Here is a 13,925-nt window from a genome sequence, read left to right as displayed (position 1 = left end):
TTGTGCTCATTTTACCATACATCTTCCCATCTTTCCCCCAGGGGGGGAAGATATGGAAAAACGCAACTTCAATCCAGTTGCGCTACAAAAACAAAGAGCGGGTTTTGCCCACTCTCGAAGTTCTAGTTATTGTACGGTAATAGGATAACACAAATAGTCCCGGTTTTCAAGCCTTTTTAGAGATTGAAGAAGGAAAGCTGATTGGTCTCTTCCATGCCTTCCAAGGCTCCACAGGCTTCCAGGGTCTCGATGACCGTCTTGGACACCTTGCTGCGAAGACGCAAGTCCTCCTTGGAGATAAACTCTCCCCGGCGGGCTTCGTCGTAGATGCTGTTTGCCGCATTGGACCCCACCCCCACCAGGCAGCTTAAGGGTGGCCGGATGGCTCCTTCCTCGATGAGGAACTTCGTGCCATGGGATTTGTAGAGGTCAATGGGCTTAAAGGTCAAGCCCCGTTTGTACATCTCATAGACGATCTCCAAAATGGTGATCATGTTTTTTTCCTTGGCCGAGGCAGCATTGCCCAGTTCATAGAGCTCCTCGGTTTTCTTCTTCACAGCCACTTCCCCTTTCAGGATCAGTTCACCGTCAAAGTCTGTGGCCCGAGTGGAGAAATAGGCCGCATAATAGGCCAGAGGGTAATACACCTTAAAGTAGGCGATGCGCACAGCCATCATGACGTAGGCCACGGCATGGCCCTTGGGGAACATGTACTTGATTTTCTTGCAGGATTCAATATACCATTCCGGCACCTTGAACTCCCGCATGACCTTTTCATCGTCTTCCTTCAGCCCTTTTCCCTTACGGACGCTCTCCATGATGGTAAAGCTCTTCTTGGCGGGGAGCCCCATATAGATGAGGTAGGTCATGATGTCGTCACGGGTACTGATGCAGTCCTTCAGGGTGGTGAAGCCCTCCTTGATGTAGTACTGGGCATTGTTCAGCCAGACATCGGTGCCGTGGGAAAGACCGGAGATTCGGACCAGATCGGCAAAGGAGGTGGGCGTCGTGTCCAGGAGCATCCCGCGAACAAACTTCGTGCCAAATTCCGGCAATCCGTAGGAGCCCACGGGAACCCCCAGTTCCTCCGGGGTCAGGCCCAGGGCCTTGGTGGAGGTGAAGAGGGACAGCACCTGGGGATCGTTCAGCGGCAGGGTCTTGGGGTCAATCCCCGTGAGATCCTGCAGCATTCTCAGCATGGTGGGGTCGTCATGCCCCAGAATATCTAGCTTCAGCAGTCGTCCCGAAATGGAGTGGTAGTCAAAATGGGTAGTGGTGATGTCCGAGCTCTGGTCATCGGCCGGCCGCTGCACCGGGGTGAAATTATGGACATCGTTATCCCGGGGAACAACCATGATGCCTCCCGGATGCTGTCCGGTGGTGCGCTTGACCCCCACCATACCTGCTGCCAGGCGCTCAATCTCCGCTGTGGGCAGGCTGATCTCCTTGTCCTCCAGGTATTTCTTGACATAGGCATAGGCGGTTTTATCCGCCACGGTGCCAATGGTTCCGGCTTTAAACACGTACCCTTCGCCAAAGAGCTCCTCGGTGTACTTATGGACCACCGCCTGATACTCTCCGGAGAAGTTCAAGTCAATATCCGGCTCTTTATCCCCTTCAAAGCCCAAAAAGGTTTCAAAGGGAATATCATGGCCGTCGTGGATGTAGAGCGTCCCGCACTGGGGACAGTTTTTCTCCGGCAGATCCGCTCCGCTGCTCACGGAGCCGTCCAGGAAGAACTCGCTGTGACGGCAGTGGGGACAGCGGTAATGGGGCGGAAGTCCGTTGACCTCGGTGATCCCGGTGAAGGTCGCCACTAAAGAAGAGCCCACGGAGCCTCGGGAGCCGACGAGATACCCGTCGGACAAGGATTTCGCCACCAGCTTGTGGGCGATGAGGTAGAGCACGGCATAGCCGTTGGAGATGATGGAGTTCAGTTCCTTCTGGACCCGCTTGTCCACCACGTCCGGCAGCACCTCCCCATAGAGCTCATGGGCTTTGTCCAGGGTCATCTGTCGGATTTCCTCCTCCGCCCCTTCAATTTTCGGGGGGAAGGTCCCATTGGGAATAGGCAGGAAATCACCGATGAGGTCTGCGATGCGATGGGTATTGGTAATGACCAGCTCCTCCGCCTTTTCTTTCCCCAGATAGGCGAAGGCCTGGAGCATTTCCTCCGTGGTTCTGAAGTAGAGATCCAGCTCCCCGTTCTGGGTGCTGTACCCCTGGGCCGACAGAAGAATCTGCCGGTAGATCTTATCCTCTTTATTCAGAAAGTGCACATCCCCCGTGGCCACCACGGGTTTTCCCAATTCGTCTCCCAGCTCCACGATCCGGCGGTTCAGCTGCCGGAGGCCTTCCAGGTCCCGGATACGGCCGTCCTTCAGAAGATCCAGATTGTTCTCCACGGGCTGGACCTCCAGATAGTCATAGAAGGAAGCCACTTGCCGAATTTCCTCTTCGGTTCGTCCCTCCAGGATAAACCGCACCAGTTCCGAGCTGATGCATGCGGAGCCCAGAAGGAGCCCTTCCCGCTTCGCCCGCAGCATGCTCTTTCGGATGCGAGGCTTTTGGTGGAAGGATTCCAGATGGGAAGAGGACACCATCTCATAGAGGCTTTTCAGCCCCGTGAGATTCTGAACGAGAATCGTCCCGTGGAACATGGGGAGTTTCGTCAGATCCATCTCCGCCTTGCTTCGCTCATTCAATTCCCGGAAAGTCTCAATGCCCATGGCCTTCATTTTCTCCATGGACTTGTGGAGAATTTTCACCGTGGTCACGGCATCGTCCACCGCCCGGTGATGACTGCCCATGTCGATGTTCAGGTGTTTGGCAATGACATCCAGCCGGTGTCGCTTCAGCTCCTTGTAGAGGAAGCGGGCCATGGGTACCGTGTCCATGATGGGATGGTTGAGGGTCATGTTTAGATCCGCCAGGTTCTTTCGGATAAATCCCACGTCAAAATAAGCGTTGTGCGCCACCAGGGTGGAGTTTTGAATAAAAGCATAGAAATCCTGAATTACCTTCTCCACCAAAGGGGCATCCTTCACCATGGCATCGGTGATCCCCGTGAGCTCCGTGATTTTCGCCGGAATGGGCACCTGGGGATTGATGAAGCTGGAGAACTCTTCGATGATTTCTCCATCCCTTACTTTCACCGCCCCGATTTCGATAATCCGGTCATGGGCAGCGGAAAAACCGGTGGTCTCAATGTCAAAGACCACCAGATCCGTCAGGGACTCATCGATGTTTTCGATGATGTTGATGTCGTCATTGACGATATAGGCTTCCATGCCATAGATGGCTTTCACTCCGGTGTCCTTGGCACTGTCCATGGCCTCGGGGAAGGCCTGGACCACGCCATGGTCTGTGATGGCCAGGGCCGGGTGTCCAAACTCCTTGGCCTGTTTCATGAGCTTCTTCGCTGACACCAGACCGTCCATACTGCTCATGCTGGTGTGGGCATGGAGCTCAATGCGCTTACGCTCGGCCTTGTCCTGGCGCTTTACCTTCTCCATGCGCATGATGTCCTTGACAATCATGGTCAGCTCTTTGGAATACATGTCGTAGGTCACATTCCCTTTGAAGCGGAAAACTTCCCCCACACGGATGGGAAGCTCTTCATTTTCCTTGAGAAACGCTTTCACGGCGATGGAACTGGTGTTGTCCGTCACATAGAGAATCAGGAGGGTCTTGCCGGTCTTCAGCTCCCGGGTGTCCATTTTGAAGACTTCCCCATCGATGACGCAGTTCCCCGCATTGTCATCCAGATCCCGGATCTGCAGACTGGTTTCTTTGATGGTTTTCCCCAGAAGCACATGCTCGTCCTTCACCTTGGCGGTCTTGACACCGGCGGGGGCAGCGGTTTTCTTCAGGGGAACGGCCACAGGAACGGAAGTTCCCGAAATCTCCCCCGGGATGCCGGCTTCGGCGCGCATCGCCTTCAGTTTCGATTGTACATCAATTTCCGGCTTTTCCGGGGTCAGGGCTTCGCTGAACTCCACCGTAACCTGGAGCTCCTGGCCGTAGTATTCCGAAAAGATGCTCTGGATCCATTTCACCGTTTCCGCATCCCGGAAATTCTTGATGAGCACCGGGCTGAAATGGGTGAGAATCAGTCTCCCGTCCTGGACGCTCATCCGGGCATCCTTGAGAAAACTGTATTTCAGCGGGTCCGTCAGAAACATCCCCTGGAGAATCTCCGGAAGCAGATCCCGGTGGAAGGGATGAATCAGGTTGATCACCTGCACATCCCGCTCCGTCCCCGTGAGTTTTCCCAGAAATTTTGCCAGGGGTTCTTTGACTTTAGGATCCAGAATTCGCGGTGACGTCAGATAGACGCGGAAATTCTGGGTCTTTTTCAGAAACTCCACCTTGGGCACTTGGGTGATGGTAAATTCTGTCAGCGAGGATTCTTGGCTGAACAAATCCTTAAGCTCCAATAGTCCTCCTCCTTTCGTTCAGGTCAGTCCATTTTTTCGATTTCTTCCAGAAGGGCGGAAACCAGTTCCTCCTCCTTCACCTTTTTGATGATGAGGCCCTTTTTGAAGATGAGGCCCACCCCATTGCCGCCGGCAATGCCGATGTCCGCTTCCCGGGCTTCTCCAGGTCCGTTGACCACGCAGCCCATGACGGCCACCTTAATGTTCTTCTTGCTGTCTTTTAAGGCTTCCTCCACCTGAGTGGCGATGCCAATGAGATCGATCTGGGTCCGTCCGCAGGTGGGACAGGAGACAAATTCGATGCCTTCCTTCAAATGCCCCACGGCTTTCAGAATTTCCCGGCCTGCTTTGATCTCCTCGATGGGGTCTCCTGTTAAAGAGACGCGGATCGTGTCTCCAATCCCCTCGGAAAGAAGTCCGCCGATGCCGATGGAGCTTTTGATCGTTCCTCGCCAAATGGTTCCAGCTTCCGTTACCCCCAGATGCAGAGGGTAATCCACCTTCTTCGAAAGGAGGCGATAGCTGTCCATCATAGTCATGACATCGGAGGATTTTATGGAAATGACGATGTCCCGGAAATTGGCATCCTCCAGAAGCTCCACATTTCGAAGGGCGCTTTCCACGAGCCCTTCCGGCGTCACCCGGCCATACTTCTCCAGGATATCCTTTTGAAGGGAACCGGAGTTCACACCAATGCGAATGGGAATACCCTTGGCGGTGCAGGCGTCGGCCAGCAGACGAACTTTGTCTTTTCCTCCGATGTTTCCCGGATTGATCCGAAGCTTCGAGATTCCGTTCTCGATGGAGGCTAAGGCCAAACGGTAGTCAAAGTGAATGTCTGCCACCACGGGGATGGGAATCTGCCGGGTAATGTCTTTTAAAGCCTCCGCCGCTTCCATATCCGGCACGGCGCAGCGGACAATGTCACAGCCCGCCACCATGAGGGCGCGGATCTGGTTCAGGGTCGCTTCCACATCCCGGGTATCCGTGTTGGTCATAGACTGAATGGTGATTTTATTGTCTCCGCCCAGGATCTGATCCTTGATCCGGATGGGTCTTGTGGGTCGTCTATTCATGAACTAAAAACCTCCTGGAAGAAAAATATCCTTGAATGTGATGAGCAGCATGAAGCCCATGAGGACAACAAACCCGATGGTGTTCCAAATCCCCACAAACTTATCCGGCAGCTTCTTACGGGTGATGAGCTCCACCAGAAGGATCAGAATCCATCCGCCATCCAGGGCCGGAAAGGGGATGAGATTCAGCACCGCCAGATTGATGCTGAGGAAGGCCGCAAAGCTGGCCAGGTTCCACAGGGAGATGCTGGCTGCCTGGGTGGAGTACTTAAAGATGGTCACAGGTCCGCCAAAATCATTGAGGGAGGCGTTCCCGGAAAAGAGCACTTTCAGGGAAAAGAGGGTCTGATTGATCAGGGAGAGGGTCTGATTGGAGGTGGCCCCCAAGGTTTCTCCAAATCCCGGGTTCGCCTGGGAAACAGGCACGATGCCCACATAGGGCCGTCCTTCCTCCGTGGCGATGGGCATGATGGAGAGCATGACGTCCCCTTCTTCCTTGGCCACTTCCAGGGTCAGCTTGTTCATGCCGTTATAGCTGATGTAGGTGGAGATATCCTGGAAGGTAAAGACTTTTTCCCCATTGACGCTGAGGATCCGGTCTCCCGGCTCCAGACCCGCTGCCTGGGCGGGGGTATTGGGGAGCACTTCCTTGATGACACTGCTGGTGTAGCCATTGAAAAGAACAAAGACAAAGATCACCAGGAGGGCCATGACGATGTTCATGAGGGGACCTGCGGCAATGATGCTGATCTTGCGCAGGGGGCTCTTGGAGAAGAAGGAATCCTCCCCTGTGGCCTCCTCGGTTTCCCCGTACATCTTCACGGAACCGCCGATGGGCAGAGCCTTGATGGAGTAGAGGGTATTCTTCCCCTGTTTCTGGAAAAGTCTCGGCCCCATGCCGATGGAAAACTCCTCCACCTTGACACCGTTGAGCCGGGCAAGGATAAAATGTCCAAATTCATGCCCCAGGACCAGAAGTCCGAAGGCAAAGATTGATAACGCCAGATACATGCTTACACCTCTTTATACTTTCTGCGGATGTGGGCCCGCACGGCCTCATCGGCGGCAAAGACCTTTTCCAGAGTGATGTCGCCCAGATCCCGGAACCGTTCCATGGCCTCTTCCACCACGTCGTAGATGTCCAAAAATCCGATCTTTTCCTTCAGGAATAAGGCTACGGCTTCCTCATTGGCGCTGTTCATGACGGCGCACTGGAGTCCGCCGCGTTTTCCGGCAAGCTCCGCCAGATCCAGTCCCCGGAAGGTCTGTCGGTCCGGCGCCTCAAAGGTGAGCTGCCCCACGGCCAGAAGGTTCAGGGGCTTCGCCACGGCTGGATGCCGATGCGGGTAGTTCAGGGCATACTGAATGGGCAGGGTCATGTCCGGAGATCCCAGCTGAGCAATGATGCTGTGATCGCAAAACTCCACCATGGAGTGGACAATGCTTTGGGGATGAACCAGAATGTCGATGTTCTCATAGGGCACATCGAAAAGCCATCGGGCTTCAATGAACTCCAATCCTTTATTCATCAGGGTGGCGGAGTCAATGGTAATCTTCGCTCCCATGACCCAGTTGGGATGCTTCAGGGCCATGGCCCGGGTCACGCCCTGGAGAAAGGCTGTGTCTTTTCCCCGAAAGGGTCCGCCGGAGGCGGTGAGGAGGATCTTCGCCACTTCATGCGGCTGGGATCCCTGGAGGGACTGGAAGATGGCCGAGTGCTCAGAGTCCACGGGAAGAATTTGAACCTGGTGTTTTCGGGCGAGAGCCATGACCAGTTCCCCGGCAGCCACCAAGGTTTCCTTATTGGCCAATGCGATGTCCTTGCCGGCCTTGATGGCTTCCACCGTGGGGCGAAGCCCCACCATGCCCACTAAGGAGGTGACCACCAGGTCAATCTTCGGCAGGGTTGACACATGGATGAGCCCCTCCATGCCGAAGCACACTTCTCCCGAATAGTGCAGGGAGCGCATCAGATCCTGGGCCTCCTCCTTTCGGTCTTCATCGGTGATGCAGACCACCTCGGGATGAAATTCCAGAATGATGGCTCGCAGACGCTCCAGGTTGGAATGGACGGAAACGCCCACCAGCTGAATCTCCTTCTCTTTTCGCAGCACCTCCAGGGTCTGGGTGCCGATGGAGCCGGATGCTCCGATAATGGATATATATTTCAAGGGAATGTCTCCTTCCATGGTTTTGCTGATTCTTCTTTTTATTATACCGAAGAATTATTAAGTTTTTCTGAGTTCAGGAGAATTAATTGCCAAAAGTCCCGGAAGCCTCATGAACAGGCTTTGCTTTTTTCCGACGGAACCGCAAACAAATAAAGACCGGGACCTGACGGTTCCGGCCTGGAAAAGTGTGTCCAGACAAGTCTTATTTGTTTCGCTTGAGAAGCAGTGTCAGAATGTAGTTATTCAGGGAACGATTCTCTTTATCCGCTTCCTTGAGCAACTCTTCTTTCAGATCCACGGGCAATGTGAACAGGATCTTTGTTTTCGGCTCTTTTTTCATAATCTCCCTACCTCCTTTGGCCTATAAAGCCAAATGATCTTATATATAATATAGTCCTATCGGCCCAATGATACAATATACAGTATTTAAACTTCTTATGAACAACTTGAAGTTTTGTCTATAAACGTGAAGAAAAGCCACCTCTACGAAATGGCTTCTTGTTATCATCTTGGACGACACCTTGCATCATTGTCATGGCGAAGGATTCTTTTGAAGAACGTACCTTACAGAATATACGTCACATAGGCATAGACAAGGACTCCTACAAAGAGAATGGAGTCAAACCGGTCCAGCACCCCGCCGTGGCCGGGAATCAGTTTCGGATAGTCCTTTTCTCCGGCATAGCGCTTGATGGCCGAAGCCGCCAAATCGCCGATCTGGCCGAACATGGCCCCGAAAAATCCCATGACGAGAAAATGCCCTGGGGCGATCCCCGTTTGCGCCGTGGTAGCCATGCCGAGAAGATATGCCCCCAAGGCTCCCCCCAGGAGACCGCCAATGGCCCCTTCCACAGTTTTCTTGGGACTGACCCGCTCGATGAGCTTATGCCGACCGAAGAGTCTTCCGGTGTAATACGCTAAAGTATCGCAGACCCAGGAAATGACAAAAACCGAATAGACGAAGATAATGCCTGAAGGCCGATTTTCCAAAAGGATAAGAAATCCGAAAAATCCTCCCGCATAGAGAAATCCCGTGACGGTGAGGGCTGCATCCTGAATGGAGGTGTCCTGGCGAAAAACCATGAGCACAAAGGCTACCGCTGTAAGTACCGCAACGAAAATTCCCAGGTGCGCTGCAGCATCCTCGCGGGTGAACAGCAGCGCAAAGTAACCCAGAAGCGCGAGATAACCCAAGACGCGGGAAGGGTTATGCCCTTTCACCGAAAGGACATGGAAATACTCATAGAGCGCACGAAGCGCAAGGAATAAAGTGGTGATCCGCAAAAACCAGCCCCCGAGAAAAAGGAGCACCAAAAGGGGAACCAGCGTCAGAGCGCCCAGATATCGCTTATTCACTCTTCAATCCTCCAAATCGCCGGCTGCGGGACTGATAGTCCGCAATGGCCTGCCGAAGATCCGCTTCCTGGAAATCCGGCCAGTTGATTTTACTGAACCAAAGTTCGCTGTAGGCTCCCTGATAGAGCAGGAAATTGGAAAGCCGAAGCTCCCCGCTGGGCCGGATAATCAGTTCCGGGTCCGGCTGCCCCTGGGTGTAGAGATAATCGGAAAAAAGCCCTTCCGTTAGATCTTCCGGGCGGAGTTTTCCCGCCAGGGCATCTTCCATGGCTTGACGGACCCCTTGGACGATCTCTTCTCTTCCCCCATAATTCAGGGCCAGATTCATCTGGACCCCGGTATTGTTTCGGGTCTTTTCCTTGGCGTCTCGCAGGGCTTTTTGCGCCGCTTCCGGCAGCCGGTCGATCTTCCCCAGATAGTTCACCACCACCTGGTTCTGATGCAGCTCTTCCAGTTCATTTTCCAGGTAATCCACCAGCAGCGTCATGAGCGCCCCCACTTCTTCCTTGGGCCGTTTCCAGTTTTCCGTGGAAAAAGCGTAGAGGGTCAGATAGCGGACCCCCAGACGCTCGCATTCCTTGAGTACCTTCCGGATGGTCTCCACCCCGGCCTTATGCCCCATGGTGCGGGGAAGCATCCGTTCCTTGGCCCAGCGGCCATTGCCGTCCATGATAATTCCGATATGCCGGGGGATATTGTTCGGATCCAGCGTCAGATCTGACGCTTTTGGGACGGCCTTCTTCTTTAAGAACTCAAACATCTTAACCTTCCTTACCCAAAGAAACTAGACCTTCATGATCTCCTTTTCCTTGTCTGTGACGATTTTGTCCACGCGCTTGATATATTCATCGACTTTCTTCTGGACATCCTCTTCACCCTTCTTGATTTCGTCCTCGGAAAGTTCCTTCTTCATGGCCTTGATTTTATCAATGGTGTCCCGGCGCACATTGCGGATGGCAATCTTCGCCTCTTCCCCCTTCTTGTTGACCACTTTCACCAGATTCTTACGGGTTTCTTCGGTGAGTTCAGGGATAATGAGACGAATGACCGAACCGTCATTGTTGGGGTTAATGTTCAGATCCGACGTATTGATGGCCTTTTCAATGGCCTTCAGTGCAGACTTTTCCCAAGGGGTGATCATGAGTATCCGAGGTTCCGGGGCAGAAATACTTCCCACCTGGCTGATGGGGACCATGCTTCCATAATATTCCACTTCAATTCTGTCCAGCATGGTGGGATTGGCGCGACCGGCTTTCAAGGTTGCCAGCTCCGCCTCCAAGTTTTTGATGGACTTGCTCATTTTTTCTTCCAGATGAACAACTAAATCTTTAATCATCGTCGATCCTCCTATTTTTCTGATTTTCTAGCTTTATTATAGCTCTTGACTGTCGATAATGGTACCATTGGATTTCCCTTCAATGGCTTTGCGAATATTCCCCTCGCCATCCAGTCCAAACACAATAATGGGAATATCATTGTCTTTGCACAGCGTGATGGCGGTGATATCCATGACTTTGAGATCCTGCTCCATGACATCCCGGTAGGTCAGATGATCATACTTCACGGCATCGGCATGGAGATTGGGATCACAGTTGTACACCCCATCCACTTTCTTGGCCAGGAGGATACACTCGGCATCAATTTCCGCAGCTCTGAGCGCCGCTGCTGTATCGGTGGTGAAGTAAGGATTTCCCGAGCCTGCGGCGAAGATCACCACGCGCCCCTTTTCCAAATGACGAACCGCCCGTCGACGAATAAATGGCTCCGCAATCTCCCGCATTTCGATGGCACTTTGCACACGGGTCTCAATTCCCAGATCCTCCAAGGAGTTCTGAAGAGCCAGCGCATTGATGCACGTGGCCAGCATTCCCATGTTGTCTGCGGTTACCCGGTCCATTCCGCTTCCTTCGCGACCTCTCCAGATGTTGCCTGCTCCAATGACGGCTCCGACTTCTACGCCCATGTCCACAAGTTCCTTGATTTCCTTGGCAATTCTCGTGGCCACCGTAAAGTCAATCCCAAAGCCGTTTGCTCCAGCCAGAGACTCACCCGACAGTTTCAGCATGACTCTTTTGTATTTCGGTTCGCTCATATTATCCTCCGTATGTGAATTATAGTTCCATTCTAGCATTATTTCAAAAAAAGAGAACACTTGAGGTGTTCTCTTCTTTAATTCTACAAATTCCCGCAGGAATTTTACTTGTTAAGTCCCATCTGAGCCGCAACTTCTGCTGCGAAATCAACAACTTCCTTTTCAATGCCTTCGCCCTTTTCAAATCGGACAAAGTTCACCAGGGCGATCTCGCCATGCTTCTTGGATTCTTCCTTCAGGAAGCCTTCGATGGAAAGATCAGGATTCTTGACAAACATCTGGTTCACCAGGCAGACTTCCTTGAAGAACTTGTTCATTCTTCCGTCAACCATCTTGTCAACGATCTTCTCGGGCTTGCCTTCGTTCAAAGCCTGCACGCGGTAGATTTCTCTTTCGCGGGCGATGGTGTCAGCATCCACGGAGGTGCTGTCCAGGAACTGAGGATTGAGCGCAGCCACGTGCATGGCAATGTCTCTGGCTACAGAGGTCACTTCATCGGAAGTGTTCTCGGTCTTGACCTGAACCAGTACGCCGATCTTTCCGCCCATGTGAATGTAGGAGGAAACCAGTCCGTCTGGAGCATCCATCTTGATGACTCGTCGGAGGGACATGTTTTCGCCAAGCTTTGCGATGAGGTTGGTGACGGCATCCTGTACGGTGGTACCGTTCAGTTCCATTGCCTTCAGCTCTTCCACATCCTTAACTTCGCTCTTGGCAGCCACTTCAGCAATTTCATTGGCCAGCTGAACGAAGGCTTCATTGGAGCTGACGAAGTCCGTCTCACAGTTCAGTTCGATGACTGCAGCGTGCTTCTTGTCTTCGGTGACGAAGGTGGCGATGACGCCTTCAGAGGCAACTCGTCCAGACTTCTTCGCGGCGGAAGCCAGGCCCTTTTCTCTCAGGATGTCGATGGCCTTTTCCATATCTCCATTGGCTTCGGTCAATGCCTTTTTACAGTCCATCATACCTGCGCCAGTTTTTTCTCTTAATTCTTTTACAACCTGTGCACTTATCACGTTTTATTCCTCCTAAATTATCGTTGATGGGGTATCCGTTTCTATAAGAAAAGGTAAATGGAAAACCACCTACCTTTTACCCTTCATTACTCTGCTAATTCTTCGCCCTGTCTTGCTTCAAGAATGGCATCCCCAAGTCTGGATGTGATCAGCTTAACTGCTCTGATGGCATCGTCGTTTCCGGGAATGATGTAGTCAATTTCATCGGGATCGCAGTTGGTGTCCACGATGGCCACGATCGGAATGTTCAGCGCCTTAGCTTCTGCAATGGCGATTCTTTCCTTTCTGGGGTCAACGATGAAGATTGCGCCGATGTTCTTCACATCAAGATTCTTGATTCCGCCCAGGTTCTTTTCGAGCTTTTCCAGTTCGTTCATGAGGGAAGCAACTTCCTTCTTGGGAAGAACGTCGAAAGTTCCATCTTCCTGCATCTTGCGGATTTCTTCCATTCTGCCGATTCTCTTCTTGATGGTTCCGAAGTTGGTCAGCATGCCGCCCAGCCATCGGTTGTTCACGAAGTGCATGTTTGCGCGCAGTGCCTCTTCCTGGATAGCTTCCTGAGCCTGCTTCTTGGTTCCCACAAAGAGAACGTCCTTGCCTTCAGCGGAAACCTGGCGTACGAAGTCATAAGCGACATCGATGAGCTTTACGGTCTTCTGCAGGTCGATGATGTAGATCCCGTTTCTCTCGGTGAAGATGTAAGGAGCCATTTTGGGGTTCCAGCGACGGGTCTGGTGTCCGAAGTGAACACCGGCTTCGAGAAGCTGTTTCATTGAAATTACTGCCATTTTTTATTACCTCCTGGTTTTTAACCTTCCATCTGCCTCTTTTCCCAGGGAAACCCTTGGGGGCACCCTCCCTGAAATCAGCAGATGTGATTATTTTTATCCTTACGTAGTATACCACAACACTTTGACCGAAGCAACAAAAACCGGCATTAACACCGGTTTTTGTCTCAAGATTTAACCCTTCTTGGGGATTTCCAGCTTTTCCAGCAGCTTGTCATTGAGAATGGTGATGCGGGTGCCCTTCATGCCCAGGGATCTGGACTTGATGACGCCGGCGCTTTCCAGCTTGCGCAGCGCATTGACGATGACGGAACGGGTGATGCCCACTTTGTCCGCAATGCGGGAAGCGACCAAGAGACCTTCATCGCCGTCGAGTTCGCGGAAAATATGATTGACGGCTTCCTTCTCGCTGTAGGAAAGGGTATGGATGGCCAAATCCACCACATCATTTTTACGCTGATCTTCTTCACTTTCCAGCTGCTTGGAACGGAGAATTTCCAGACCAATGATGGTGGTGGAGTACTCCACCAGCACGATATCCTCGTCGGAGAAGGGGCTTCCCAGCGTGGTCAGGATTACGGTTCCCAGTCTCTCCCGGTTGCCGTTGATGGGAACGATGGTGGTGAGCTTATTTTTGCCTTCATACTCCTTTTCCACATTGAGCACATAGCGCTCATCGGCAGAAATATTCGTCAGGGTTTCCCCAATCTTCAGCAGTACGTCATTGTAGTCGTCGCTGAACTTCATATCTTCGAAGATATGGGCATGCTCATCCTTGGCGGTGAAGGCATGGGCAAACTTATGGCCCAGGATTTTTCCTCTGCGGCTGACGACATAGACATCAGCCCCCAGCTCATCGCTGAGAATCTCGCAGATATCGTCAAACACCACCGGGTCAGTTCCGGATTTCTGCAGTATCTTGTTTAATTTTCTGGTTTTGTTTAATAGTGACATCCTTGATCCCCCCTAATTCTAATCATTAATATT

The 13,925-nt window shown here is 52.4% G+C and carries 12 protein-coding genes; all 12 read right to left on the bottom strand.

What is annotated here, in order from left to right; all coding sequences use genetic code 11:
- Positions 1 to 176: 176 nt before the first annotated feature.
- Positions 177 to 4,439, bottom strand: a complete 4,263-nt coding sequence (locus KCG48_RS03980) for a PolC-type DNA polymerase III (RefSeq protein ID WP_211800013.1) — start codon at positions 4,437 to 4,439, stop codon at positions 177 to 179.
- Between the two features lie 23 nt (positions 4,440 to 4,462).
- Positions 4,463 to 5,515, bottom strand: coding sequence for a flavodoxin-dependent (E)-4-hydroxy-3-methylbut-2-enyl-diphosphate synthase (gene ispG, locus KCG48_RS03975; RefSeq protein ID WP_211800012.1), 1,053 nt, complete (start codon positions 5,513 to 5,515; stop codon positions 4,463 to 4,465).
- Between the two features lie 3 nt (positions 5,516 to 5,518).
- Positions 5,519 to 6,526: an RIP metalloprotease RseP gene (rseP, locus tag KCG48_RS03970; protein ID WP_211800011.1), complete on the bottom strand. Its 1,008-nt coding sequence runs from the start codon at positions 6,524 to 6,526 to the stop codon at positions 5,519 to 5,521.
- A gap of 2 nt (positions 6,527 to 6,528) precedes the next feature.
- Positions 6,529 to 7,686, bottom strand: a complete 1,158-nt coding sequence (locus tag KCG48_RS03965; RefSeq protein WP_211800010.1) for a 1-deoxy-D-xylulose-5-phosphate reductoisomerase — start codon at positions 7,684 to 7,686, stop codon at positions 6,529 to 6,531.
- Between the two features lie 202 nt (positions 7,687 to 7,888).
- On the bottom strand, positions 7,889 to 8,026 hold the full coding sequence (locus KCG48_RS03960) for a hypothetical protein (RefSeq protein WP_211800009.1): 138 nt from the start codon (positions 8,024 to 8,026) through the stop codon (positions 7,889 to 7,891).
- Between the two features lie 224 nt (positions 8,027 to 8,250).
- A complete protein-coding gene (locus KCG48_RS03955; RefSeq protein WP_211800008.1) occupies positions 8,251 to 9,042 on the bottom strand; it encodes a phosphatidate cytidylyltransferase in 792 nt (263 codons plus the stop codon).
- The gene (locus KCG48_RS03950; protein WP_211800007.1) at positions 9,035 to 9,802 is read right to left on the bottom strand and encodes an isoprenyl transferase; all 768 of its coding nucleotides are present in this window, start codon (positions 9,800 to 9,802) and stop codon (positions 9,035 to 9,037) included. Before KCG48_RS03950 ends, KCG48_RS03955 begins: the two co-directional genes overlap by 8 nt.
- 24 nt (positions 9,803 to 9,826) lie before the next feature.
- Positions 9,827 to 10,378: a ribosome recycling factor gene (gene frr, locus KCG48_RS03945; RefSeq protein ID WP_211800006.1), complete on the bottom strand. Its 552-nt coding sequence runs from the start codon at positions 10,376 to 10,378 to the stop codon at positions 9,827 to 9,829.
- Between the two features lie 36 nt (positions 10,379 to 10,414).
- The gene (gene pyrH, locus KCG48_RS03940) at positions 10,415 to 11,134 is read right to left on the bottom strand and encodes a UMP kinase (protein ID WP_211800005.1); all 720 of its coding nucleotides are present in this window, start codon (positions 11,132 to 11,134) and stop codon (positions 10,415 to 10,417) included.
- Between the two features lie 104 nt (positions 11,135 to 11,238).
- Positions 11,239 to 12,150: a translation elongation factor Ts gene (gene tsf / locus KCG48_RS03935; RefSeq protein WP_211800004.1), complete on the bottom strand. Its 912-nt coding sequence runs from the start codon at positions 12,148 to 12,150 to the stop codon at positions 11,239 to 11,241.
- A gap of 86 nt (positions 12,151 to 12,236) precedes the next feature.
- The gene (gene rpsB / locus KCG48_RS03930) at positions 12,237 to 12,938 is read right to left on the bottom strand and encodes a 30S ribosomal protein S2 (RefSeq protein WP_211800003.1); all 702 of its coding nucleotides are present in this window, start codon (positions 12,936 to 12,938) and stop codon (positions 12,237 to 12,239) included.
- 174 nt (positions 12,939 to 13,112) lie between these two features.
- Positions 13,113 to 13,892 (bottom strand): GTP-sensing pleiotropic transcriptional regulator CodY, encoded by a 780-nt coding sequence (gene codY, locus KCG48_RS03925; RefSeq protein ID WP_211800002.1) that lies wholly within the window; start codon positions 13,890 to 13,892, stop codon positions 13,113 to 13,115.
- Positions 13,893 to 13,925: the final 33 nt, after the last annotated feature.

The sequence above is a fragment of the Proteiniclasticum sediminis genome (assembly GCF_018128025.1).
GTDB lineage: Bacteria > Bacillota > Clostridia > Clostridiales > Clostridiaceae > Proteiniclasticum > Proteiniclasticum sediminis.
The sequence above is the reverse complement of the archived record's forward strand: the minus strand, read 5'-3'. Positions and strand labels throughout refer to the sequence as shown.

Coding starts and splice junctions, on each gene's coding strand:
- KCG48_RS03960 (WP_211800009.1), bottom strand. CDS start 8,026: ATGAAAAAAGAGCCGAAAACAAAGATCCTGTTCACATTGCCCGTGGAT.
- pyrH (WP_211800005.1), bottom strand. CDS start 11,134: ATGAGCGAACCGAAATACAAAAGAGTCATGCTGAAACTGTCGGGTGAG.
- rpsB (WP_211800003.1), bottom strand. CDS start 12,938: ATGGCAGTAATTTCAATGAAACAGCTTCTCGAAGCCGGTGTTCACTTC.
- rseP (WP_211800011.1), bottom strand. CDS start 6,526: ATGTATCTGGCGTTATCAATCTTTGCCTTCGGACTTCTGGTCCTGGGG.
- codY (WP_211800002.1), bottom strand. CDS start 13,892: ATGTCACTATTAAACAAAACCAGAAAATTAAACAAGATACTGCAGAAA.
- ispG (WP_211800012.1), bottom strand. CDS start 5,515: ATGAATAGACGACCCACAAGACCCATCCGGATCAAGGATCAGATCCTG.
- KCG48_RS03950 (WP_211800007.1), bottom strand. CDS start 9,802: ATGTTTGAGTTCTTAAAGAAGAAGGCCGTCCCAAAAGCGTCAGATCTG.
- frr (WP_211800006.1), bottom strand. CDS start 10,378: ATGATTAAAGATTTAGTTGTTCATCTGGAAGAAAAAATGAGCAAGTCC.